Annotated in this window: 22 protein-coding genes and 2 tRNA genes; 14 read left to right on the top strand and 10 right to left on the bottom strand. The window is 71.0% G+C overall.

What is annotated here, in order from left to right; translation table 11 throughout:
• Positions 1-95: 95 nt before the first annotated feature.
• The 4 genes from ACWCPY_RS29570 to ACWCPY_RS29555 all read left to right on the top strand — a co-directional run bounded on the left by ACWCPY_RS29570 (position 96) and on the right by ACWCPY_RS29555 (position 5,731).
• Complete coding sequence (locus tag ACWCPY_RS29570; protein WP_451270110.1) at positions 96-3,071, top strand: UPF0182 family membrane protein; 2,976 nt, start codon at positions 96-98, stop codon at positions 3,069-3,071.
• A gap of 52 nt (positions 3,072-3,123) precedes the next feature.
• Positions 3,124-3,197: transfer RNA gene (locus ACWCPY_RS29565), tRNA-Met, on the top strand.
• Between the two features lie 213 nt (positions 3,198-3,410).
• Positions 3,411-5,531: a tetratricopeptide repeat protein gene (locus ACWCPY_RS29560; RefSeq protein ID WP_451270017.1), complete on the top strand. Its 2,121-nt coding sequence runs from the start codon at positions 3,411-3,413 to the stop codon at positions 5,529-5,531.
• A gap of 126 nt (positions 5,532-5,657) precedes the next feature.
• A tRNA-Met gene (locus ACWCPY_RS29555) sits at positions 5,658-5,731 on the top strand.
• Between the two features lie 52 nt (positions 5,732-5,783).
• On the opposite strand, the gene ACWCPY_RS29550 is transcribed toward ACWCPY_RS29555, so the two are convergent.
• The 4 genes from ACWCPY_RS29550 to ACWCPY_RS29535 all read right to left on the bottom strand — a co-directional run bounded on the left by ACWCPY_RS29550 (position 5,784) and on the right by ACWCPY_RS29535 (position 9,255).
• Entirely contained in the window at positions 5,784-6,926 is a 1,143-nt protein-coding gene (locus ACWCPY_RS29550) for an ABC transporter substrate-binding protein (protein ID WP_451270015.1), read from the bottom strand.
• A gap of 32 nt (positions 6,927-6,958) precedes the next feature.
• Positions 6,959-7,828, bottom strand: coding sequence for an ABC transporter permease (locus ACWCPY_RS29545; protein WP_451270013.1), 870 nt, complete (start codon positions 7,826-7,828; stop codon positions 6,959-6,961).
• Positions 7,825-8,634 (bottom strand): ABC transporter ATP-binding protein, encoded by an 810-nt coding sequence (locus ACWCPY_RS29540; RefSeq protein ID WP_451270011.1) that lies wholly within the window; start codon positions 8,632-8,634, stop codon positions 7,825-7,827. Before ACWCPY_RS29540 ends, ACWCPY_RS29545 begins: the two co-directional genes overlap by 4 nt.
• A 201-nt stretch (positions 8,635-8,835) precedes the next feature.
• Positions 8,836-9,255, bottom strand: coding sequence for a Fur family transcriptional regulator (locus tag ACWCPY_RS29535; protein ID WP_451270009.1), 420 nt, complete (start codon positions 9,253-9,255; stop codon positions 8,836-8,838).
• Positions 9,256-9,416: 161 nt separating this feature from the next.
• Here ACWCPY_RS29535 and ACWCPY_RS29530 point away from each other — a divergent pair, with 161 nt between their 5' ends.
• A complete protein-coding gene (locus ACWCPY_RS29530) occupies positions 9,417-10,868 on the top strand; it encodes a catalase (protein ID WP_451270007.1) in 1,452 nt (483 codons plus the stop codon).
• A 75-nt stretch (positions 10,869-10,943) separates the two neighbouring features.
• Here ACWCPY_RS29530 and ACWCPY_RS29525 read toward each other — a convergent pair whose 3' ends face one another.
• Together ACWCPY_RS29525 and hisN are read right to left on the bottom strand one after the other, a co-directional pair.
• Positions 10,944-11,348 (bottom strand): CBS domain-containing protein, encoded by a 405-nt coding sequence (locus ACWCPY_RS29525; RefSeq protein ID WP_451270005.1) that lies wholly within the window; start codon positions 11,346-11,348, stop codon positions 10,944-10,946.
• A gap of 217 nt (positions 11,349-11,565) precedes the next feature.
• Entirely contained in the window at positions 11,566-12,366 is an 801-nt protein-coding gene (gene hisN / locus ACWCPY_RS29520; RefSeq protein ID WP_451270003.1) for a histidinol-phosphatase, read from the bottom strand.
• 120 nt (positions 12,367-12,486) lie between these two features.
• Between hisN and ACWCPY_RS29515 the strand changes: the two genes are divergently transcribed.
• A complete protein-coding gene (locus tag ACWCPY_RS29515) occupies positions 12,487-13,137 on the top strand; it encodes a TetR/AcrR family transcriptional regulator (protein WP_451270001.1) in 651 nt (216 codons plus the stop codon).
• Here the strand turns inward: ACWCPY_RS29515 and ACWCPY_RS29510 are convergent.
• From ACWCPY_RS29510 to ACWCPY_RS29495, 4 genes are all read right to left on the bottom strand, one after another.
• Positions 13,094-13,417 carry a DMT family transporter gene (locus ACWCPY_RS29510; RefSeq protein WP_072483837.1) on the bottom strand — a complete coding sequence of 108 codons (324 nt, stop codon included), beginning with the start codon at positions 13,415-13,417 and terminating at the stop codon, positions 13,094-13,096. The two genes, ACWCPY_RS29515 and ACWCPY_RS29510, sit on opposite strands and share 44 nt — an antisense overlap.
• A 90-nt stretch (positions 13,418-13,507) precedes the next feature.
• Positions 13,508-14,524, bottom strand: coding sequence for a ribosome small subunit-dependent GTPase A (gene rsgA / locus ACWCPY_RS29505; RefSeq protein WP_451269999.1), 1,017 nt, complete (start codon positions 14,522-14,524; stop codon positions 13,508-13,510).
• Positions 14,525-14,527: 3 nt separating this feature from the next.
• A complete protein-coding gene (gene aroA, locus ACWCPY_RS29500) occupies positions 14,528-15,844 on the bottom strand; it encodes a 3-phosphoshikimate 1-carboxyvinyltransferase (protein ID WP_451269997.1) in 1,317 nt (438 codons plus the stop codon).
• Positions 15,845-15,908: 64 nt separating this feature from the next.
• Complete coding sequence (locus ACWCPY_RS29495) at positions 15,909-16,622, bottom strand: M50 family metallopeptidase (protein ID WP_451269995.1); 714 nt, start codon at positions 16,620-16,622, stop codon at positions 15,909-15,911.
• Positions 16,623-16,699: 77 nt separating this feature from the next.
• On the opposite strand from ACWCPY_RS29495, the gene ACWCPY_RS29490 reads away from it, so the two are divergent.
• From ACWCPY_RS29490 to def, 8 genes are all read left to right on the top strand, one after another.
• Positions 16,700-17,515, top strand: a complete 816-nt coding sequence (locus ACWCPY_RS29490; RefSeq protein WP_451269993.1) for an SOS response-associated peptidase — start codon at positions 16,700-16,702, stop codon at positions 17,513-17,515.
• Between the two features lie 16 nt (positions 17,516-17,531).
• Complete coding sequence (locus ACWCPY_RS29485; protein ID WP_451269991.1) at positions 17,532-18,224, top strand: alpha/beta hydrolase family protein; 693 nt, start codon at positions 17,532-17,534, stop codon at positions 18,222-18,224.
• Between the two features lie 273 nt (positions 18,225-18,497).
• Positions 18,498-19,154, top strand: coding sequence for a sigma-70 family RNA polymerase sigma factor (locus ACWCPY_RS29480; protein ID WP_189542902.1), 657 nt, complete (start codon positions 18,498-18,500; stop codon positions 19,152-19,154).
• Entirely contained in the window at positions 19,151-19,471 is a 321-nt protein-coding gene (rsrA, locus tag ACWCPY_RS29475) for a mycothiol system anti-sigma-R factor (RefSeq protein ID WP_072483830.1), read from the top strand. Before ACWCPY_RS29480 ends, rsrA begins: the two co-directional genes overlap by 4 nt.
• 138 nt (positions 19,472-19,609) lie before the next feature.
• A complete protein-coding gene (locus tag ACWCPY_RS29470) occupies positions 19,610-21,064 on the top strand; it encodes an HD-GYP domain-containing protein (protein WP_451269989.1) in 1,455 nt (484 codons plus the stop codon).
• Positions 21,061-22,323: an HD-GYP domain-containing protein gene (locus ACWCPY_RS29465; RefSeq protein WP_451269987.1), complete on the top strand. Its 1,263-nt coding sequence runs from the start codon at positions 21,061-21,063 to the stop codon at positions 22,321-22,323. Before ACWCPY_RS29470 ends, ACWCPY_RS29465 begins: the two co-directional genes overlap by 4 nt.
• 91 nt (positions 22,324-22,414) lie before the next feature.
• Positions 22,415-23,407 carry a tetratricopeptide repeat protein gene (locus ACWCPY_RS29460; protein ID WP_329815930.1) on the top strand — a complete coding sequence of 331 codons (993 nt, stop codon included), beginning with the start codon at positions 22,415-22,417 and terminating at the stop codon, positions 23,405-23,407.
• Positions 23,408-23,547: 140 nt separating this feature from the next.
• Positions 23,548-24,186, top strand: coding sequence for a peptide deformylase (def, locus tag ACWCPY_RS29455; protein WP_451269984.1), 639 nt, complete (start codon positions 23,548-23,550; stop codon positions 24,184-24,186).
• Positions 24,187-24,274: the final 88 nt, after the last annotated feature.

The raw sequence follows: 24,274 nt of genomic DNA, 5'->3' as shown, positions 1-24,274 counted from the left end.
GTAAAGCCTCAGTAAGTTGCATAGGTGGGCTCTACGATCGCTGGGCCCGCTTCACACGACCCGCGAACTTCGAGGTGCGCACGTTGGCTTTCCAGATGCCGGACCGCGGCGGAGGCCCGACCGGGCCACGGATCAGAGTCGGCCGCCCGTCCCGGCGTGCCCGTACCCTGCTCATGACACTGGGCGTCCTGGCGGTTCTCGCCATGGCGTTCGTCATGTTCGCCGGGTTCTGGACGGACTGGCTCTGGTACCGGTCGGTCGCGTATTCGTCCGTCTTCACCACCACCCTGTGGACCAAGATCGGCCTGTTCCTGGTCTTCGGCCTGCTGATGGCATTCGCCGTCGGACTGAACATCTGGCTCGCGCACCGGCTCCGGCCGCCGCTGAGCGCGATGTCTCTGGAACAGCAGAGCCTGGACCGCTACCGGATGAGCCTCGCCCCGTACAAGAAGTGGGTGCTGCTCGCGATCACCGCGCTCGTCGGGCTGATCGCCGGAGCATCCGCCTCCGGCCAGTGGCGTACCTGGCTGATGTATGTGAACGGCGTGGCGTTCGGGCAGAAGGACCCCCAGTTCCATCTGGACGTGTCCTTCTACGCCTTCGACCTGCCCTGGTACCGCTTCCTGCTGGGCTTCGGCTTCGCGGCCACGGTGCTCTCACTGATCGCCGCCGCGATGACGCACTATCTGTACGGCGGACTGCGCGTCACCAGCCCCGGCGCCCGGGCGACCGGCGCGGCCACCGGCCATCTGTCGGTGCTGCTCGGCGTCTTCGTCTCGCTGAAGGCCGTGGCGTACTGGCTCGACCGGTACGGCCTGGCCGTGAAGTCCAGCGACTTCAAGGCCACGGACAATTGGACGGGCCTGCGGTACGTCGACGCCAACGCCTATCTGCCGGCGAAGACCATTCTGTTCTGCATCGCCGCGATCTGCGCGGTGCTGTTCTTCGCGACGCTCTGGCGGCGCACCTGGCAGCTCCCGGTGATCGGCTTCGGCCTGATGGTGCTCTCGGCGATCCTGATCGGCGGGCTGTACCCCGCGATCGTGCAGAAGTTCCAGGTCCAGCCGAACGAGCAGGCCAAGGAAGCCCCGTTCATCCGGAAGAACATCGAAGCGACGCGTGACGCGTACGACATCGACAACGCTCAGGTCGACGACTACTCGGGCAAGAGCACGACGGACGACGACGCCAAGCTGCGCGCCAGCGCGAACGACGCCGCCAGCTACCGGGTGATGGACCCCAACGTAGTCTCCCCGGCCTTCCAGCAGCTCCAGCAGAAGAGGAACTACTACCAGTTCCCCAAGACGCTGGACGTCGACCGCTACAAGGACGCCGCCGGCAAGGACCAGGACACGGTCATCGGTCTGCGCGAGCTCAACCTCGACGGCATCCCCAAGCGCAACTGGATCAACGACCACTTCACCTACACCCACGGCTACGGCGCCATCGCGGCCAAGGGCACGACGACCGGCAAGAACCCGAAGGGTTCCCCGGACTTCACCGAGTCCGGTCTGCCGACGAGCGGCGAGTTCCCCAAGTACGAGCAGCGGATCTACTACGGCGAGAAGACCGAGCAGTACTCCATCGTCGGCGGGCCCCAGAAGGAGCTCGACTACGAGGAGGACGGCGAGAAGACCACCAGCTACCAGGGTGACAGCGGGGTCAGTCTCTCCAACGCCTTCAACCGCGCCGCGTACGCGGTGGCGTTCAGCGAGCCGCAGATCCTGTACTCGGGAGCCATCGGCGACGGTTCGCGGATCCTTTACAACCGCACGCCCAAGGAGCGCGTCGAGGCGGTCGCCCCGTGGCTGACCATCGACGGCGACGCCTACCCGGCAGTGGTGAACGGCCGCATCCAGTGGGTCGTCGACGCGTACACCACCACCAACGGCTACCCGTACGCCTCGCGCACGACGCTCGGTGACACCACGGCCGACTCGCTGACCACCAACCAGCGCGCGGTCGTCGCCCAGCAGAACCAGGTCAACTACATCCGCAACTCGGTGAAGGCCACCGTCGACGCGTACGACGGCAAGGTCAAGCTCTACGAGTGGGACACCGAGGACCCGGTCCTCAAGACCTGGCGCAAGGCGTTCCCGGGGACCGTGGAGCCCAGGGCGGACATCCCGCAGGAGCTCATGGACCACCTGCGGTACCCGCAGGACCTGTTCAAGGTGCAGCGCGAACTGCTCACCCGCTACCACGTCACCAACCCCGCGCAGTTCTACAGCGGCAGTGACGCGTGGCAGGTCCCGGACGACCCGACCAACAAGGAGTCCGGTGCCGTCCCGCCGTACTACCTGAGCATAAAGATGCCGGACCAGACGGCCCAGAAGTTCTCGCTGACGACGACGTTCACCCCGAAGGGGCGGCCCGACCTCGGGGCGTTCATGGCGGTGGACGCGGACGCGGCCAGCAAGGACTACGGCACGATAAGGCTGCTGAGAGTCACCACCACGGTGAAGGGTCCCGGTCAGGTACAGAGTGAGCTCAACGGCAACGACGACGTCGCCGAGTTCGTGAGAAACCTGAAGGGAACCGACTCCGACATCGAGTACGGCAACCTGCTGACCGTGCCGCTGGAGGGGGGCTTCCTCTACATCGAGCCGGTGTACACCCGCGGTGGCACGCAGAACTATCCGCTGCTGCGCAAGGTCGCCGCCTCGTACGGGTCGAAGACCGTCTTCGAGAACAGCCTCGGGGAGGCGCTCAACGCGGTCTTCGGGGTGACGGACACCGGCACCACCCCGCCGGAGACCACCAGACCCCCGGGCACCACGGAGCCGCCGGCCACCGGTGACGCGGCGCTGAAGAAGGCGATCGCGGACGCGCAGAAGGCCTACTCGGAGGGCGAAGCGGCCCTGAAGGAGCAGGACTGGACCGCCTACGGCAAGGCTCAGGCGGATCTGCAGGACGCCCTGCAGCGCGCGGCGGCCGCCCAGCCCAAGTCGGGCAGTGCGAACGGCGCGGGCGGTGCGAAGGACAGCGCGAAGGACGGTGCGAAGGCCACGGACAGCGCGACCGGCTCGGACGAGAAGGGCAAACCGGCCGGCACCGACACCAGCGGCTGAGTAACCCGGTAAAGGCTCACCCCCGCGTCGTGGTACGGTTTGCACACAACGACGCGGGGTGGAGCAGCTCGGTAGCTCGCTGGGCTCATAACCCAGAGGTCGCAGGTTCAAATCCTGTCCCCGCTACTGAAAGACGAAGGCCCGGATCCTTTCGAGGATCCGGGCCTTCGTCGTGCCGTGACGACTTTCTTGTGCAAGGTGCGTGAAGTGCGGTTCGCGGGGCACGAGTTGGCTCCGGACGTGTTTGACTTATCTCTCTGTGGGCATGTCGACAAAACGCTGAAGTGACCTCACTGGCCGCGATATACCGGATGTACGCGGGTTGCAGGTGGTGCGACGATGGTATTTATGGGGGACAGGGCAACTCTGTTGGAGACAGGGCGGTTTGTGCAACGTCGCGTTGATCGACCATATAATGCGACGAATGCGGCTTTTGGTGGTGCCGCTGCGGGGAACAACGAGACCACTGACACACCTGAGACACCCGATACACCTGAGATCATCAAGGCGACCGAGACTGCTGAGACTGCGGGGTGTGCCGCGACCGTCGAGAGCACGGAGTTCACAGAGAACACGGGAAGCGCTGGGGCCGATGGGAACACGGGGACCGCAGGGGCCACGGCGACTTCCGGGAGCGCCGAGAGCGAGGAGAGCGCCGAGAGCGAGGCGCGTCACCGTCGCGCCGCCGACGCCGGGGACACCGCATCGATGAGCGTCCTCGGTGCCCTGCTGCTGCGCCGGGGCGACCTGGACGGCGCGGAACCCTACCTGCGCGGGGCCACCGCGGACGGCGACCGGGCCGCGGCCAACAACCTGGGCGTCCTCCTCCACCAGCGCGGATACGTCGACGACGCGGCCGGCTGGTGGCGCATCGCCGCCGTCGCGGGCTCCGCCGCCGCCGCGCACGCCCTGGGCCGCCACTACCGCGAGCGCGGCGACGAGCCCGGTGCCGAGTACTGGCTGCGGCAGTCCGCCGAGCAGGGTCATGCGCTGGGTGCGTACGCCCTCGCCGACCTGCTGGAACACCGCAGCGACGTCGGCGCGGAGCGCTGGCTGCGGGCCGCCGCCGAGCAGGGGCACCGGGAAGCCGCGTACCGCCTCGCACGCATGCTGGACCGCAATGCCGGCGACGACCCGCACGACGCCTTCGGCCGCCCGGGGCTGGGTCCCGGGGCGGGCGAGCGGCCCGGGGCGTCCGGCCGTTCTGCGGTGCGCAGGGACGACGGCCCGGTGGCGGGCCCGGCGACCGGGCGCGTGGGCGAGGCCGAGCAGTGGTACCGGCAGGCCGCCGCGCGGGGCCACCGGCTCGCCGCCCTGCACCTCGGCGCCATCCTCGAACAGCGCGGCGAGCCCAAGGAGGCCGGCCGCTGGTACCTGATCTCCGCGAAGGCGGGCGAGGCGCGCGCCGCCTGCGCGCTCGGCTTCCTGCTGCGTGACGCGGGCGACGAGGAGAGCGCCGCCGTGTGGTGGCTGCGCGCCGCCCAGGACGGCGACGGCAACGCCGCCAACGCCCTGGGGGCGCTGCACGCGGCCAGGGGCGAGCAGCAGACCGCCGAGCGCTGGTACCGCGCCGCCATGGACGCGGGCGATGTCAACGGCGCCTACAACCTCGGCCTGCTCTGCGCGGCCCAGGACCGTACGCCGCAGGCCGAGCAGTGGTACCGCCGCGCCGCGTACGCGGGCCACCGCGAGGCCGCCAACGCGCTGGCCGTGCTCCTGCTCCAGGCGGACGACGCGACCGGCGCCGAGCCCTGGTTCTCCAAGGCGGCCGAGGCGGGCAGCGTCGACGCGGCCTTCAACCTCGGCATCCTGTACGCCGGGCGCGACGAGGACCGTGCGGCACTGGTCTGGTACGAGCGTGCCGCGGCGGCCGGCCACACCGAGGCCGCCCTCCAGGTCGGCATGGCCCTGCTCCACCGGGGCGAGGAGCAGGAGGCGGAGCGCCATCTGCGCTGCGCGGCGGGCGGCGGCAGCGCGGAGGCCGCATTCCGGCTGGCCGGGGTGCTGGACTCGCGGCAGCCGCCGCCCGGCCCGCCCGCGCTCGGTGAGCCGATGCCGGAGAAGACCGAGTGCGAGGAGTGGTACGAGCGGGCCGCCGAGCAGGGGCACCGCCGCGCCCAGGTGCGGGTCGGGATGCTCGCGGCAGCCCGGGGCGACGTGGACAGCGCCGCCCGCTGGTACCGCGAGGCCGCCGAGTCGGGCAGTCGCAACGGCGCCTTCAACCTCGGGCTGCTGCTCGCCCGCGAGGGCAGCGAGCGCGAGGCCGCGCTGTGGTGGAGCCGGGCCGCGAACGACGGGCACGGGCGGGCCGCCCTGCGCCTCGCCCTGCTGGCCGCCCGCCGCGGCGAACTCACCGAGGGGCAGCGCTGGTGTGCGCGGGCGGTCGAGCTGGGCCCGGCGGAGGTCGCGGAGCGGGCGGCCCGGCTGCGGGAGGCGCTGCACCAGGAACTGACCGCGTAGGGAAGAAACCGGCCGGGACGGGCGCCGGGGCGTCGTGCGAGCGGTGCCCCGATGCCCGTCCCCGCAGGGCGCCGGAATGGATTTGCGCTGGTCGGCAGCGGTGACGTACAGTTCTAATCACAACGACGCGGGGTGGAGCAGCTCGGTAGCTCGCTGGGCTCATAACCCAGAGGTCGCAGGTTCAAATCCTGTCCCCGCTACTGAAAACAGAAGGCCGGATCCTTTCAGAGGATCCGGCCTTCTGCATATGCGTCAGAGCTTGTGGCCCACCGCCTCCGAGTACATCGCCCGGTCGACGGCCTTCGCCTCCGGCACCGGGGCCCCCTTCGAGACACCCGAGTCGGCGTACGCCTCCTGCAGCCGGTCCGTCGTGCCCTTGCGTATTTCCCAGTCCATCCGCATCGACGGGGTCGACCGCAGCGTGGCCTCGTCGGTCTTCATCAGCTTCGCCAGCTCGGTGACGAAGCCGGCATCGGACTTGTAGTCGCCGGCGAAGTAGGTGTTCACGGTCCGGATGTAGGCGCGGAGGAAGGCGACACCCGCGTCGGGGTCCTTGTTCAGCAGCGTCGGGCCGAAGAGCAGGCCGCCGAGCGGTTCACCGACGGGCTGGCCCCCCAGGAACGCGTACCTCCTGTCGCCGTCCACCTTGCGCCAGATCGGGTCGAGCAGCCAGGCCGAGTCCACGCCGCCGTTCTGCAGTGCGGTCAGCACGTCCGCGGAACCGAGCTGCTGGAAGCTGATCCTGTCGAGGCCGCCGCCGTGCTTCTTCAGGGAGGTGTCCATCGGGTAGGCGATGACCGACCCCTTGCCGATCATGGTGCCCAGCTTCCGGCCCGCCATCTCGACGTGATCGGCGTTCTCGCCGTCCTTGAGACGCACCCACAGGCCGCTCTTCGAGGTGGGGTCGGGGGAGAAGTTCCCCGCGACCCACTTGATGTCGAAGCCGCCGTTGATGCCGTTCATCACGGCTGCCTCGGGAGCCGCCCACTGGGCGTCCACGTCGCCCTTGGCGAGCAGCGGCAGGGCGTCCGGGGTGGGCAGCACCTTCAGTTCGACGTCCAGCCCCTCCTTCGCGAACTCGCCCTTCGCCACCGCGACCTGGAGCGGAGCGACGTACTCCGCGCTCAGGGTGCCGGTGGCCACGGTGATCTTCCGTCTCTTCGCCAGGGGCTGGGCCGCCGGGGCGCCCTTGTCGCAGCGGGCCGCCTTCCGGTCGGGGGCGAGTTCGGCCGGATCGGTCCAGCTGCCGGCGCCACAGCCCGCGACGGGCCTGACGGTGCGCGGCGCGGTGGCGGCACCGTCGCCGCCGGAGTCGGGCCCGGCGCAGCCCGCCGCGCCGAGCAGGGATGCCGTGACGAGCACGACGATGCGGGTGAAGGGGGTGTGTGTACGCACAGTGCCTCCGTACGAAGAGCGTGGGGAGCCGTTCAGGACCGGCCGGGGCCGCGGTCGCGCGGGGCCCACGGCGTGAGCAGCCGCCCGGCGATCCGCACCACTTCGGAGAAGACGACACCGAGGACCGCCACACACACGATGCCGACGAACATCACGTCGTTCTGGAACAGCGCCCGGGAGTCGAAGATCAGATGGCCGAGACCGTCGGCCGCGGCGATCTGTTCGGAGGCGACGATGACGAGCACCGCCACTCCCGCCGCGATCCGTGCCCCGACCAGGACCGCGGGCAGCGACGCGGGCAGCAGCACATGGCGGAACATCTGCCAGGTCGAGGCGCCGAAGACCTGACCGGCATCACGGTGGCCGGCCGGGACGGCGAGCACGGCCGCCATCGTGGAGATCCAGACGAAGAAGAAGACGGTCGCGGCGACCAGGGCGATCTGCGGGCCCTCGCCGAGGCCGAACATATTGAGGAAGACGGGCAGCAGGGCCAGCTTCGGCACGACGTACAGGGCGTCGAGCAACGGCTCCAGCGCAGCCCGCACGAGGAAGAGCGAGCCCATCAGCAGGCCGAGCGCGTATCCCGCGACGGTGCCGATCGCATAGCCGCCGAGAACCCGCTTGAGCGTGGCCCATACGTCCGGCCACAGTTCACCGGCGCCCGCCCGGTCCCAGCCGTCCGCCAGGATGGTGGAGGGGGCGGGGTAGACCCGGGCGTCGATCCAGGACTGTGCGGCGGCCAGCTGCCAGAGCAGTACGAGGAGCAGCGGTACGGCGACGGCGAGTGCGATCTCCAGGGCGCGGCGCCTGCGGTGGGTGCGTACCGGATGCAGCTCCTGCGGGCCCGGTCGGCGGACCAGTACGCCCTCGTCGGGCTTCGTGGCGTTCACGGTGACGGTCATGCCGGGACCGCCTCCCGGTGCACCTCGCCACGGAGAAGCTCCCACAACTCGCTCTTCAGCGCGGTGAATTCGGGTGCGGACCGGACCGTTCCGGTGCGCGGCCGGCCGAACGGCGGGCGGCGCTCGGCGATGATCCGCCCCGGTCTGGCGGACATCACCAGCACCCTGTCCCCGAGCACGATCGCCTCTTCGAGGCTGTGGGTGATGAAGAGGGTGGTGGTACGGGTGGTCTGGGTGAGGTCGAGCAGCTCGTCCTGGAGGATGGTGCGCAGCTGGGCGTCGAGCGCCGCGAACGGCTCGTCCATCAGCAACATCTCGGGTTCGACGGCGAGGGCACGGGCGATCGCGACCCGTTGCCGCATCCCGCCGGAGAGGGTGGACGGATACGCCCCGGCGAAGTCGGAGAGGCCCATCCGGGCCAGCCAGTCGCGCGCCCTGGCGTCGGCCTCCTTGCGCGGTACGCGCTGGATGTCGAGGCCGAACCGGACATTGGCGAGCACGGTCTTCCAGTCGTAGATGCCGTAGTCCTGGAAGATCATCGCCGCCGGGCGGGACGCGCCCGTACGGATGGACAGCTCGCCGGAGCTGGGACGCAGCAGCCCGGCGGCGATCCTGAGCAGGGTGGACTTGCCGCAGCCGGACGGGCCGACGATGCAGGTGAACTCGCCCGCTGCGACGGAGAGGTCGAGCGGGCCGAGGGCGGGCAGGGCCTTGGCGCCGCGCCCGAACGAGCGGGTGAGCGCGTCGGCGCGGAGTTTGGGGCCGGTGGCTGCGGTGGCGGGTGGGCTCGGGTGCGGATCTCCCACGGGTCTCTCCTCGCGCGTATCGAGGTGCGGATCCGCCGCGGGGCGGACGTGATCGCCGCAGACGATATGACTACCCGTCAGATTCGGGAAGGGGGCGCGCGTGTGCCGGTGGCGGGGGGAGGCGCTGTCCGCCGAGGGGATCCGTACGGAAGGCCCCGGTGCGGATGATGTCCGCACCGGGGCCTTCTTCGTTCGTTCGGATCAGCTTGTCGCCGCGCAGGTGGGGCAGATACCCCGGTAGGTGACCTCGACGTCGGACACCGTGAAGCCGAAGCGTTCGTCGCTCGGCAGGTCCGCCATCGGGTCGCCGGCCGGGTGCACGTCGCGGATCGTGCCGCAGACCGCGCAGACGAGGTGGTGATGGGGGCGGTGCGCGTTCGGGTCGTACCGCTTGGCGCGGCGGTCCGTGGAGACCTCGATGACCTCGCCGAGCGACACCATCTCACCCAGCGTGTTGTAGACGGTGGCACGGGAGATCTCGGGCAGCTTGGCCACGGCCCGCGCGTGGACCTCGTCGGCCGTCAGATGCACATGGTCCCCGTCGAGGACCTCGGCCACGACGCGTCGCTGCGCAGTCATGCGCCAGCCGCGTCCGCGAAGTCGTTCCAACAGGTCACTCATGGAAACAAGCCTAACAGTGAAGGGACCAGGTCCCGAACGGGTGTGACTTTGGATGTTCACTTGACTTGGACTAAGTCCATTGTAGGATCGGCATCGGCATACGCCAAGGGACAGGCTGTGCAGGACAAGACGAATGTGCAGGAACGACGCAGGAGGCGCACGTGACGCAGGGACCGCTCACCACGGAGGCCGGCGCGCCGGTCGCCGACAACCAGAACAGCCAGACCGCGGGCGTCGGCGGTCCCGTCCTGGTGCAGGACCAGTCGCTGCTGGAGAAGCTCGCGCACTTCAACCGTGAGCGCATCCCGGAGCGCATCGTCCACGCCCGCGGCGCCGGCGCGTACGGCACGTTCACGCTGACCCGCGACGTCTCGCAGTGGACCCGGGCGAAGTTCCTCTCCGAGGTCGGCAAGCAGACCGAGACCTTCCTGCGCTTCTCGACCGTGGCCGGCAACCTCGGCTCGGCCGACGCGGTGCGCGACCCCCGCGGTTTCGCGCTGAAGTTCTACACCGAGGAGGGCAACTACGACCTCGTCGGCAACAACACCCCGGTGTTCTTCATCAAGGACGCCATCAAGTTCCCGGACTTCATCCACACCCAGAAGCGCGACCCGTACACCGGCTCGCAGGAGGCGGACAACGTCTGGGACTTCTGGGGTCTGTCGCCCGAGTCCACCCACCAGGTGACCTGGCTCTTCGGTGACCGGGGCATCCCGGCGACGCTGCGCCACATGAACGGCTACGGCTCGCACACCTACCAGTGGAGCAACGAGGCCGGCGAGGTCTTCTGGGTCAAGTACCACTTCAAGACCGACCAGGGCATCAAGAACCTCACCCAGGACGAGGCCAACAAGCTCGCCGGCGAGGACCCGGACAGCCACCAGCGCGATCTGCGCGAGGCGATCGAGGGCGGCGACTTCCCGTCCTGGACGGTGCAGGTCCAGATCATGCCGGCGGCCGAGGCGGCCACGTACCGCTTCAACCCGTTCGACCTCACCAAGGTGTGGCCGCACGCGGACTACCCGCCGATCGAGATCGGGAAGCTGGAGCTCAACCGCAACCCGGAGAACATCTTCGCCGAGGTCGAGCAGTCGATCTTCAGCCCCGCGCACTTCGTGCCGGGCATCGGCCCGTCGCCCGACAAGATGCTCCAGGGCCGCCTCTTCGCCTACGGTGACGCCCACCGCTACCGCGTCGGCATCAACGCCGACCACCTGCCGGTGAACCGTCCGCACGCCACCGAGGCGCGCACCAACAGCCGGGACGGCTACCTGTACGACGGCCGCCACAAGGGCGCGAAGAACTACGAGCCGAACAGCTTCGGCGGTCCGGCCCAGACCGACCGTCCGCTGTGGGAGGCCACCACCGTCTCCGGCGAGGTCGCCACGCACGTGGCCCCGAGCCACGCCGAGGACAACGACTTCGTGCAGGCCGGGAACCTCTACCGGCTCTACTCCGAGGACGAGAAGGCCCGGCTGATCGACAACCTCGCCGGGTTCATCGCCAAGGTGTCGCGCGACGACATCGCCGAGCGTGCGATCAACAACTTCCGCCAGGCGGACGGCGACTTCGGCAAGCGTCTGGAGGCCGCGGTCCAGGCCCTTCGCGGCTGACCCGGACGACTGTCGTCGGCGGTGGGCCGGTCTCCTCTCCGGGGGAGACCGGCCCACCGGTCGTTCACCGCGGGTTCAGCCGATGAGTTCCGCCTGGTGGCGGCGCCTGGCGGGCGCCCAGCAGCGCAGGATGTCACGGACGGAGACGATGCCCACGGGTCCGTGGTCGTCCAGCACGATCAGGTGGCGGAACCCGCCGTGTGTCATGGCCTCGGCGGCCTCGGCCAGGGTCCAGGTGGGCGCGGCGAACACCACGTCGGTGGTGGTATGGGTGGCGGCGGTCTCGACATCCGGATCCTGTCCGGAGCCGACCGCGTTGAGGATGTCGCGTTCGGTGAGGATGCCGAGCCCGCTGTTGTCGTTGTCGAGGACGACCGCGGCCCCGATATGGCGGACCGACATCAGCCGGGCGGCCTGGCGGAGCGTATGGGCGGGCCCGATGGTGAGGACCAGTGTGCTCATGGCGTCTCGGACGAGCATGAAGGGAGCCACCTCCTTGGTGAAAGGGCGCGTGAGCCGATTCACAAATTCACAAGCGGGGGGAACTCCCAGAGTTGCACCGATGTGCGGACGGGACAAGAGGGGTGAACCGCCCGAAGGGCGTGCGCCGGGGCGCGACGCCCTTCGGTGACGGGGTACGGCCGGGTGGGCCGGTTCAGCAACGCCGGTTCGGTAGCACTGGTTCGGCAGCGTCGGCTCAGTAGCGCTGGTTCAGATAACCGAGCAGCTCGTGGTGGAGCAGTCCGTTCGAGGCCGCGGCGTTGCCGCCGCCCGGACCGGAGACCCCGTCCAGGCTGGTGAACTGCCCGCCCGCCTCCTGGACGATGATCGCGTTGGCGGCCATGTCCCAGAGCGAGAGCTCCGGCTCCGCGCAGATGTCCACCGAACCCTCGGCGACCATCATGTACGGCCAGAAGTCGCCGTACCCGCGCGTGCGCCAGCAGGCCCTGGTCAGATCCAGGAACCCGTCGAGCCGGCCCTGCTCCTCCCAGCCGCTCAGCGAGGCGTACGCGAACGAGGAGTCCGCGATCCGCTCCACCTTCGAGACCTGCAGCCGGGTCGCGGAGGTCAGGCTGCGGCCGGAGAACGCGCCCGCCCCCTTCGCCGCCCACCAGCGCCGGTTCAGCGCGGGAGCCGAGACCACGCCGACCACCGGCTGGAAGCCGTCCTCGCCGGCCTCCATCAGCGAGATCAGCGTCGCCCAGACGGGGACGCCGCGAACATAGTTCTTGGTGCCGTCGATCGGGTCGACGACCCAGCGCCGGGGGCCGGTGCCCTCGATCCCGTATTCCTCGCCCAGAATCGCGTCGCGCGGGCGGGCCCGATGGAGGTGGCCGCGGATCAGCTCCTCGGCGGCCTTGTCGGCCTCGCTCACCGGCGTCATGTCCGGCTTGGTCTCGACCTTGAGGTCGAGCGCCTTGAACCGGTCCATCGTCGCCGCGTCGGCGGCGTCCGCCAGCACATGGGCAAGGCGCAGATCATCGTGGTAATCGGGCATGCCGTCACAGTATCGACCGAAGGTGAACGGAGCCATACGTCCCGGAGCCGCGCGGACCATTGACAGTCCCGGGGAGCGGGCCGACGCTGGGACGCGGAGCCCTCGGCGCGGGAGGCGACGATGCCCACAGCGCGGGAAGCACTGCTGGACGCCGCCCTCTCGGCGCTGGCGACCCTGCCCTGGACCTCGGTGCGCATGGTCGACGTGGCGCACGCCGCGGGCGTCTCCCGGCAGACCCTCTACAACGAGTTCGGCGGCAAGGAAGGCCTGGCCCGTGCCCTGGTCCGGGACGCCGCCGACCGCTATCTGACCGGTGTCGAGCAGGCCCTGGGGTCGGCCGGCGGCACGGAGGACAGACTGGCCGCCACCGCCGCCTGGACCGTCCGGGTCGTGCGCACGAACGCGCTGGTCAGGGCCTTGCTCACCGGATGCTGGAACGAACGGTTACCCCGCCCCGCGCACTGTACGACCGGGGGCGCGTGTCCGGTGCCCGGCCGGCGCTGCGCCGATCCGGGGCCGCCGACCCCCGCCGAGCTGCTCCGCCGGGCCGGTGAACGAGCGATGGCCGCCCTCGACGGGGAAGGCCTGCCGTGCGACCCGCAGGCCCTGGCCGTGACCTGTGAGATCGCGCTGCGGCTCGCCCTGAGCTACGCGCTGGTGCCCGCACCCGGGGCGGCGGGGGGAGAGGCGGCACCACTGGTCCGCCTCGTGGCGGGGCAGGACGCGGTCAGTGGGACGAGCCCGAGAGCTGGAGCCCGATCACCCCGATGATCACCAGGGAGATCGAGATCAGCTTGAGGGTGGAGACCACGTCGTCGAGGAAGACCATGCCGTAGATCGCGGTGCCCGCCGCGCCGATGCCGGTCCACACCGCGTAGGCGGGCCCCACGTCGAGCTTCTTCAGCGACATCGTCAGCAGACCGAAGGAGCCGAGCGCGAAGACGCAGAACGCGATGGTCGGCCAGAGCCGGGTGAAGCCGTGCGAGAGTTTCAGACAGACGGCGAAGCCGGTCTCCAGAAGTCCTGCGACCACGACCAGCAGCCACGCCATCGTCAGTGCCCTCCCACGTCGGTGACCGCCTTGCCACACTGGGTGTGATTATGCATTTACCTGCGGCGGTAGATCGCAAACGTTCCCCGGTCAGTCGCCTTCGCGCCGCTCCCGCGTGGACAGCAGCCGGTGCAGCGAGTCCAGCCGGGCCGGATCGGCATGGCCGTCCGCCACCCAGGCGACCAGGGCGCATTCCGGTTCATGGCTGTCGTGGGTGCAGCCGCGCGGGCACTCCTCGGTGCCGGGCTCCAGGTCGGGGAAGGCGTGGATGACCCGGGACGGGTCGATGTGGTTGAGCCCGAAGGAGCGGACACCGGGGGTGTCGATCACCCAGCCGCGGTAGTCCGGCAGCGGCAACGCCAGCGCCGAGGTGGTGGTGTGCCGGCCGCGGCCGGTGACCGCGTTGACCACTCCCGTCGTACGCCGCCTGTCCTTCGGCACCAGCGCGTTGACCAGCGTGGTCTTGCCGACGCCGGAGTGTCCGACGAAGGCGGTGACCCGGTCGTGCAGTTGTTCGCGGACGCGGTCGGCCGCGTCGCCGTTCTCCAGCTCCTCGCGGCTGGTCACGATGAACGGGACGCCCAGCGGGGTGTACGCCTCCAGCAGCTTGTCCGGGGAGGCCAGATCCGACTTGGTGAGGACCAGGAGCGGGGAGAGCCCGCCGTCGTACGCGGCGACCAGACAGCGGTCGATCATCCGCGGCCGGGGTTCCGGATCGGCCAGCGCGGTGACGATCGCCAGCTGGTCGGCGTTGGCGACGACCACCCGCTCGTACGGATCGTCGTCGTCCGCGGTCCGGCGCAGCACCGAGCGGCGCTCACCGATGCGGACGATGCGGGCGAGGGTGTCCTTGTCACCGGAGAGATCACCGACGAGGGAGACCGTGTCACCCACCACGGCGGCCTTGCGGCCCAGCTCACGGGCCTTCATCGCCATGACCGTGCGGCCGTCGACAAGACAGGTGAGGCGGCCCCGGTCGACGGTGAGGACCATGCCCTCCTCGGCGTCCTCGTGCTTCGGGCGGGTATGGGTGCGAGGCCGGTTGCCCTTCGGGTTGGGGCGGACCCGGATGTCGTCCTCGTCGGGGTTCTTGCCGTAGCGGCGCATGTCTCAGGCCCCGAGCATTCCGGTCCACATCTGCGGGAAGTCCGGCAGGGTCTTGGCGGTGGTCGCCACGTTCTCGATCTCCACTCCGGGGACGGCGAGGCCGATGATCGACCCCGCGGTGGCCATCCGGTGGTCGTCGTACGTATGGAAGGTACCGCCGTGCAGCGGCCGGGGCCGGATGCGGAGGCCGTCGGCGGTCTCGGTGACATCGCCGCCGAGCTCGTTGATCTCCTTGGTGAGTGCGGCCAGCCGGTCCGTCTCGTGCAGCCGCAGATGGGCGACACCGCTCAGGGTGGACGGGGAATCGGCCAGCGCCGCGACCGCCGCGATGCCCGGGGTCAGCTCGCCGACCTCGCCGAGGTCGACGTCGATGCCGTGGATACGGCCCGAACCGGTGAAGGTGAGGCCGCGCTCGGTCAGCTCGCAGCTGCCGCCCATCGCCGTGAAGATCTCCCGCAGCGCGTCGCCCGGCTGGGTGGTGCGCTCGGGCCAGTCGGGGATCGTGACCCGGCCGCCGGTGACCAGCGCGGCCGCGAGGAACGGCTGGGCGTTGGAGAGATCGGGCTCGATGGTCAGATCGCGGCCGAGCAGGGCGGAGTGGGTGACCCGCCAGACGTTCGGCTCGCCGCCCGTCTCCGGCTCGTCGACCTGGGCGCCGACCGCCCGCAGCATGTCGACGGTCATCCGGATGTGCGGCATGGAGGGGAGCCTGGCGCCGGTGTGGCGTACCTCCACCCCCTGGTTGAAGCGCGGCGCCGACAGCAGCAGCGCCGAGACGAACTGGGAGGACGAGGAGGCGTCGATCGCCACCGGGCCGCCGTCCAGCGCACCGCCGCCGTGCACCGTCATCGGCAGCGAGCCGCGCCCCTCGTCGTCGATCCGGGCGCCGAGCACCCGCAGCGCGTCGATCACACCGGTCAGCGGGCGCTCGTACGAACGCGGGTCGCCGTCGAAGCGGATCGGGCCGTCGGCGAGCGCGGCGACCGGCGGCAGGAAGCGCATGACCGTGCCCGCATTGCCGACGTCGACCGTGGTCGGGCCGTGCAGACCGGCCGGGATGACCCGCCAGGCCTCGCCGGAGCCGTCCGGGCCCACGCCCTCCTCGATGCCGACGCCCATCGCGCGCAGCGCCTCGGCCATCAGCAGGGTGTCGCGGGAACGCAGCGGGCGGCGCAGCCAGCCGGGCTCGGCTGCGAGCGCTGCCAGGACGAGCGCGCGGTTGGTGACGGACTTCGATCCGGGCACGGTGACCGTCGCGTCGACGGCCCCGGTCGCATGCGGGGCGGGCCAGAGAGCGGGGTGCACGGAGCTTTCGGTCATGGACCTCACTTTAGAGCGTCCGGCGAGCACGGCAGCTTTCGCGGGGCCCCGCCGCCACCGGCTCTCACATGCCGAGCAGCCAGCGCCCGCCCCCGATCAGCGAGCAGAGCGACACCGCGTGGAAGAGGAAGAGCCAGAGCGCGGCCGGTACGTCCGTCAGCCGCGACAGCTGGTCCGCGTCCGAGTCCGGCGCACCGCCGTACCGCCGCTTGGACTGGAGCTCGAAGGGCGGGCGCACGCCGCCGAGCAGCAGGAACCAGACCACGGTGTACGCGAACAGCGACTGCCAGGCGGGTGAGGCCAGCCAGGACACCAGCAGGAAGGCCGAACCGGTGAGGATCACCGTCAGTGCCCCGTACACATTGCGGATCATCACCAGCATCACCGCGAGCAGCGCGGTGGCCACCCACAGCAGCAGGGTGATCCTGCCGTCGACCAGCAGCCACGCGCCGCCCAGGCCCAGCAGCGGCGCGGCGGTGTAGCCGGCGGCCGCGGTGAGGATCATGCCGATCCCGGTCGGCCTGCCGCGGCTGACGGTCAGGCCGCTGGTGTCCGAGTGCAGCCGGATGCCGGACAGCCTGCGTCCGGTGAGCAGCGCGATCAGCCCGTGCCCGCCCTCGTGCGCGATGGTGATCGCGTTGCGGGACAGCCGCCATATCGGGTTCGGCACGACGGCGATCAGCGCGAGCGTGCCGGTCACCACCACGAGCCACTGCTCGGGGGCGGGCTGGGTACCGAACACGCGGTCCCACAGATTGCCCAGATCGGTGCTGTTCATGACGTGGGCGTCTCCTTGCGGTTCGGCTTGCGGTATCGGCGTCCGGTCGGCGTGCCGGTCGTGGCAGTCTGGCACTCATGTGCGGACGGTATGCAGCGAGTCGGCGGCCCGAGGACCTGACCGGACTCTTCCGGGTCGAGAAGTGGGAACCGGCCGAGGCCCTGGCGCCCGACTGGAACGTGGCGCCCACCAAGGAGGTCTACGCCGTACTGGAGCGTCCTGTGAAAGACGCAGACGACCCGCGTCCGGTTCGCCAGATGCGGGCGCTGAAATGGGGACTCGTACCGTCCTGGGCGAAGTCCCCGGAGGGCGCCGCGCGGATGATCAACGCCCGGGCGGAGACCGTCCACGAGAAGCCGTCCTTCCGCCGCCCCTTCGTCTCCCGGCGCTGCATCCTGCCCGCCGACGGCTACTACGAGTGGGTCACCGGCGCGGACGAACGGCAGTTGGAGGAGAAGGGGAAGAAGAAGCGCCCGCGCAAGCAGCCGTACTTCGTGACGCCCGCCGACGGATCGGTCTTCGCGATGGCCGGACTGTACGAGTTCTGGCGCGACCGGACGCTGCCGGACGACCACCCGATGGCCTGGTGGGTGACCTGCACGGTGATCACGACCGAGGCGGAGACCACCCCGCTCGCCGTCGCCCCCGCCGACGGCCCCGCCACGCTCGCCGACATCCACCCCCGGATGCCACTGATGCTGACCCCGGACCGCTGGGACGCCTGGCTCGACCCCTCGCGCACCGACGTCGAGGAGCTGAAGGGGCTGCTCGCACCGCCGCCGGGCGGGCTGATGCGGGCCTACCCGGTGGCCACGGCCGTCAGCAACGTCCGCAACAACGGCCCCGAACTGCTGGAAGAGCTGGCCGCGCCGGAGGTGGGCACACTCTTCTGAGCTCTCGGCGGGGAGGATGGGACACGTGAGCACTACGGATACGGGCCTGCGGCCCGAGGCGGAAACGGTCGAAACGGTCGGCACCGATGCCGGACCGGCCAGGATCAGCTGGTTCCCCGCGACGGGCAGGACGAAGCGCGGGAGCGCGCGATGGGTGCTGGCCCTCGGCCATGGCGCGGGCGGCGGTATCGAGGCCCGCGACCTCCAGGCCCTGGCCGCCGTGCTGCCCGCCCACGGGGTCACCGTGGCCCTGGTGGAGCAGCCGTGGCGGGTCGCCGGGAAGCGGCTCGCGCCCGCCCCGAAGACCCTGGACACCGGATGGCGGGGGCTGTGGCCCGCGCTCACCGCCGCCGGGGCGCCCGTCGTCGCGGGCGGGCGGAGCGCCGGGGCCCGGGTGGCCTGCCGGACCGCCGCGGAGCTCGGTGCCCACGCCGTCCTCGCGCTCGGCTTCCCGCTGCACCCGCCGGGCAGGCCGGAGAAGTCCCGCGAGGACGAGCTCCTCGGCACCGGCGTGCCCACGCTCGTCGTGCAGGGCGGCCACGACCCGTTCGGGCGACCCGCCGAATTCCCGCCGGGGGAGTACGAGATCGCCGAAGTGCCGTACGGCGACCACGGGTTCGCCGTGCCGAAGAAGGCCGGTCCGGGCCAGGACGAGGCGATGGGCATCCTGACCTCCGCCGTGACCGGCTGGCTGGCCGCCCTCGTGTGACGTACACCCCGGGAATGTTGCGCGGGGGGCCACTGTTGTCGGTGTCATCGGTACATCAACGTCGTACGTGGAGAGGGAGTCCGTCGCATGGGTTCGACCATCTGCCCGCGCCGCTCGAACGCCGCTGACCTGGAGTGGACGGTGCTGCATGCGGCCAGGACCACTCCCGAGCGGGGCGTGGGCGGACCGGAACGACAGCCCGTCTCGAAGCAAGGTCGACTATTCTCCGATTCGAGCGGGTCCGGTTTCGGCTCCGCCACAGCGTTGGAGGAGGTGGGTCCGGTCACTGGGACCGACACAGGGACCGACGACGGCCGTGCACAGGAGACGCCCGCCGAGCGCAACGCGCGCTTCGAGCGGGACGCGCTCGGTTACCTCGACCAGATGTACTCGGCCGCGCTGCGCATGACGCGCAACCCCGCGGACGCCGAGGACCTGGTCCAGGAGACGTATGCCAAGGCGTACGGCTCCTTCCACCAGTTCCGTGAGGGCACCAACCTCAAGGCGTGGATGTACCGCATCCTCACCAACACGTTCATCAACTCGTACCGCAAGAAGCAGCGCGAACCCCAGCGCAGCGCCGCCGAGGAGATCGAGGACTGGCAGCTGGCGCGTGCCGAGTCGCACATGTCGACCGGTCTGCGCTCCGCGGAGTCGCAGGCACTCGACCACCTGCCGGACTCCGACGTGAAGTCCGCTCTGCAGGCGATCCCCGAAGAGTTCCGCATCGCCGTGTATCTCGCCGATGTCGAGGGCTTTGCCTACAAGGAGATCGCGGACATCATGGGGACTCCCATCGGTACGGTGATGTCCCGACTGCACCGGGGCCGCCGCCAGCTGCGCGGCATGCTGGAGGACTACGCCCGTGAGCGCGGGCTCGTCCCGGCCGGTGCCGGAGAGTCGGACGATCGGAAAGGCTCGGGCTCATGAGCTGCGGAGAGCCGCACGAGACGGACTGCTCGGAAGTCCTCGATCATCTCTATGAGTTCCTCGACCATGAGATGCCCGACAGCGACTGCACCAAGTTCGAGGTGCACTTCGAGGAGTGCTCCCCGTGCCTGGAGAAGTACGGCCTGGAGCAGGCGGTCAAGAAGCTGGTGAAGCGCTGCTGCGGCCAGGACGACGTGCCCAGCGATCTGCGGTCCAAGGTCATGGGCCGGATCGATCTGATCCGCTCGGGGCAGGCCGTGCCCGAGCAGGACGTGACGGCCGCGGCGAGCGAGCAGCCGACCGCCGCCAAGGAGTGACACCCCGGCGGCCGGGCCGTACCGGCCGCCGCCGCAGAATCACCCGAATGTGCTAATCGGGCTCATTGAAGCTCGACCGCTCGCACAACTCGCTAGCGTGGCGCCTCCATTGACCATGGTGGAGGGCGGGCCGAGCGGGTGAGAGCCACACGCGGGGCGGCGCGCGCGTACATTCCGGCGGTCGCGGTGGGCGCCCTGTGCTGTGCGCTCCCCGCCCTGCGCAGCGGCGCGGGGACCCCGTGGGTCACCGTCGCACTGCTCACCGGCCTCTATCTGGTCTGTGAACTCCCGGGCCGCCGACCCTTCTTCGGCAGCTCCGTGCCGATCCGCGCCGGATCGTTCTTTCCGCTGCTGCTCGCCGCCGCCTTCCTGCTGCCGCCCGCCGCCGCGGCACTCGTGGCCGTGCCCGGCTCGCTGGCCGGCCGGGTGGAACAGCCGCCCGCCACCGCGCGGCGCGTCTGGCGGGCCGCGCAGCTCGCCGTCACGGTCTGGGCGGCCTCGTCCGTCCACGGAGCCCTCGGCGGCACCGCCACGCTCGGCGGCTCCGGCCGGCTCCCCGACCTGCCCCGCGCGGTCCTGCCCGCCTGCGCCGCCGCCCTGGCCTTCAGCCTCGTGCTGACCGCGCTGGACGGCTCCATCCTGGTCGCGGCCGAACGGCTGCCCCTGCGGCGGGCCTGGAGCGGGCTGCTGCCCCGCTCGCTCGCAGCGCACCTGGTGCACGGACTGGCCGGGCTGATGATGGCGGTCCTGTGGCGCGGCCCGTACGGCCCGCTCTCCGCGCTCATCGTCCTGCTGCCGATGTACATCTCCTGCTGGGTCTTCGCCCAGTACCACCGCGAGCACGCCGCCCACCGCGCCACCATCAGGGCCCTGGTGCAGGCCGTCGACATCAAGGACACGTACACCCGCGGGCACAGCGAACGGGTCGGGCGGGCCTCCGTCCTCATCGCCCGCGAACTGGGCATGGACCCCGGCCGCCTGGAGGTCGTCCGCTTCGCCGGCATCCTCCACGACGTCGGCAAGCTCGGCGTCCCCACCCGGGTGCTCCGCAAGGACGGGCCGCTCACACCGGAGGAGCGACAGGTGATCGAGCTGCATCCGGAGTACGGGCACGAGATCGTCCGCGGCATCGGCTTCCTCGGCGAGGCGAGGGCCGCGATCCTGCACCACCACGAACGGCTCGACGGCAGCGGCTACCCGTACGGGCTCAGCGGGCGCGAGATCCCTGAGTTCGCCAGGGTCGTCGCGGTGGCGGACGCCTTCGACGCGATGACCTCGACCCGGTCGTACCGGCGGGGGAGACCGGTGCCGGCCGCGCTGGAGGAGCTGAAGCGGTGCGCGGGCACGCAGTTCGACCCGCAGATGGTCCGGGCGCTGGCGCGCGGTCTCGAACGGCACGGCTGGTCGGCGGTGACGAGGTCCGTGACGGCGGACGAGCCGGGGGTCCCGGGGCCCCGGGGCGAGAGCGCGAAGGCCGGCCCGGGTCATCCGCGGCCGTCCGGCCGACTCGACCGCGTACCCCCTCCGAGCCCGTCGGCCGACGGGCTCGGCGCGGCGCCCGGTCCGCAGTCGGCCGCGGACCGCCGCGGATGACCCGGGCCGGGGCCGGGACACAGCCGCCCGCCGTCCTCACCATCCTCGCCGCCGCGGCCCTCCTCGCCGCCGCCGGGCTCGCCCACACCCTCTGGTACGGCCTCCACGACCCCGGCCACGCCCTCGCCTTCGGGGTGCTCATCGCGGTGGGCGAACTGGCCCGCTGGGGCGCGCTGCCCGGGGAGCGCGAGCCCGCACCGCTCGGAGCCGCCGGAGCGCTCGCGTACGCCCTGCTCGGCCGCAGCGGCGGCGGACCGACCTCGCACGGCGTCCTCCAGGTGATCGCCGTGCTCGTCGCGGCCCAGCTGGTCGCCTGTGTGCCCCATGTGGCACGCGGCGCCGGACCGGCACTCGACCGGGTGGCCCGCCGCATCCTTACCGTCGCCTTCGCCGCCGTCTGCTTCCAGCCCCTGTACAACAGCGGCCGCACCGGGAGCCGGTTCGGCGAGGGCCCGTCGTACGTGCTCGTGCTGCTCCTGATCCTCGTCCTGACCGCGCTGTGCGACGCCGTGCTCGCGGCCCTGCTGCTGCGCTCGCGCACCCGCCACCCCTACCCGCCGCTCCTGCGGGACGAGCTGCGCGGTCTCATCGGCATCGGGTCGGCGGTCTGCGCGACCGGGGTCGTGATGGCCCTCGGGGTGGCCGTCGCCGGGCTGTGGGCGCTGCCCGTCCTGTGCGTACCGCTGCTGCTGACCCAGGTGTCGTTCCGCCGGTTCGTCGCCGTGCGCACCACCTACCGGCAGACCATCGCCTCGCTCGCCAGGTCCACCGAGATCGCCGGGTACACCCCGCACGGGCACGCCCGCAGGGTCGCGGTGCTCTGCCGGGCCGTCGGCCGCGAGCTGGGGCTCTCCGGGAGCCGGCTGACCGTGCTGGAGCACGCCGCCCTGATGCACGACATCGGCCAGCTCTCGCTGGTCGACCCGGTCCCGGACGGGGCGACGGCCATCCTGCCCGCCGCCGAGCAGCGCCGCATCGCGCTGCTCGGCGGGGCCGTGGTCCGCCAGACCGGGGTGGACACCGAGATCGCCGTCGTCGTCGAACGGCAGGCCGACCCCTATCGCGAGCAGCCGTTGTCCGCCAGGATCGTCAGGGTCGTCAACGCATACGACGACCTGTGCGGGGAAAGTCTCATCGGGCCGCTGGGCGCACTGGAACAACTCAGGCTCGGGACCGCCCACGACTATCAGCCCGAAGTCGTGGAATCACTGGCCAGGGTCCTGGCCCGGGGCGCTCCGGCCCCGGTCCTGCCCGGGTAACCCATGGGTAATGAGCGGGCGTCCGGCCCGGCATGGTTGGATGCGAAGAAGAGCGGAAAACGAGGGTGTCCAGTCGGGACAGGCGGGAATCGTGAGGATCTTCGGGAAGGTACGGCATCGGCCCTCCGCCTCTTGGCGGCAGGCCACGGACCGCGCGTTCACGCTGATCGGCGACGGCCGGTACGAGGACGCGGGCGCGCTGCTGACACGTGCGGCGGACCTGGAACCCTGGCTCTCGGAGTCGTGGTTCAACCTGGCGCTGCTGCACAAGTTCCGGCATGACTGGGAACAGGCGAGAGCCGCCGGCCTGCGGGCCGTCGCGCTGCTCGACAAGGAATCCGGCGCTCCCGACTGGTGGAACGTCGGGATCGCCGCCACCGCGCTGCAGGACTGGCCGCTGGCCCGCCGGGCCTGGCAGGCGTACGGCCTGAAGGTGCCGGGCGCCGGCCAGCACACCTCGGCGGCCAACAGCGAGCCGGTCGGCATGGAGCTGGGCAGCGCCGCGGTACGGCTGTCGCCGGAGGGCGAGGCCGAGGTGGTCTGGGGTCGCAGGCTCGATCCGGCCCGGATGGAGGTGCTCTCCATTCCGCTGCCGTCGTCCGGCCGCCGCTGGGGCGAGGTCGTCCTGCACGACGGGGTGCCGCACGGCGAGCGGGTCACCGCGGCCGGGCCCTCGTACCCCGTCTTCGACGAGATCGAGCTGTGGGCGCCGTCCCCCGTGCCGACCTGGGTGGTGCTGCTCGAAGCAGCCACCGAGGCGGACCGGGACGCGCTGGAGCAGCTGGCCTCCGACGCCGGGTTCGCCGCGGAGGACTGGTCGTCCTCCGTGCGGCTGCTCTGCCGGGCCTGTTCGGAGAGCCGGATGGAGAGCGACGAGGGCGACGGCGAGCACCTCGACCCGCACGACCACAGCGAGCCGGGGCATCCGGGCCCGCTGGGCCACCGCACCTCCGGCGAGCTGTGGGTGCCCGAGCGGGAGTGCGGGATAGCGGCGCCGGCCGGGCTGGTGCGCGGTCTGCTGGACGGCTGGGTGGCGGACAGCCCGGACAGCCGCGAGTGGCGGGATCTCGAAGAAGTCTGCTGACCGGTGCCCGTAGGCTGTACGGGCACCGGTCGCGGTGCTCGGGTGCCCGGGCCCCGGAAGAGTGGACGGCCGGGTTTCAGGTAGGGCCGGGCTTCAGGCCCAGGGCCCGGTTTCAGGTTTGAGGAAGGCGTACGGCGGACATGGCGCAGCAGGAGACGGACGAGCAGATCAGCGTCGACGACGAGGGTTTCGTCGTGGACACCGAGGACTGCGAGGCGCGCGAGGCGGCGCATCGCGAGCGCGGCACCTCCCGTCCGATCACGGTCGTGGGCAACCCGGTGCTCCACAAGGAGTGCAAGGACGTCACCGAGTTCGACGACGAGCTGGCCCGGCTGATCGACGACATGTTCGCGAGCCAGCGGACGGCGGAGGGCGTGGGCCTGGCCGCCAACCAGATCGGTGTCGACCTCAAGGTCTTCGTCTACGACTGCCCGGACGACGAGGGCGTGCGGCACGTGGGCGCGGTCTGCAACCCGGTGCTGGAGGAGCTGGCGCCCGAGGACCGGATCCTGGACGACTCCAACGAGGGCTGCCTCTCGGTCCCGACGGCGTACGCCTCGCTGGCCCGTCCGGACTACGCGGTGGTCCGCGGACAGGACGCCAAGGGCAACCCGGTCAAGGTCCGGGGCAGCGGCTACTTCGCCCGCTGCCTCCAGCACGAGACGGACCACCTGTACGGCTACCTGTACATCGACCGGCTCTCGAAGCGGGACCGCAAGGACGCGCTGCGGCAGATGGCGGAGAACACGCCGCGCTACGAGGTCGTGCCGAACGCCTGAGCGCGCACCCGGCCCGAGACATCGCCGGTCAACAGCCTCTGCACAGCGTGCCGTTGGGTGTCGTAGTAGTGGATGCCGGGGGTGAGCC

The sequence above is a fragment of the Streptomyces sp. NPDC002403 genome (assembly GCF_053593015.1).
This window is presented reverse-complemented; position numbering and strand designations above follow the sequence as displayed.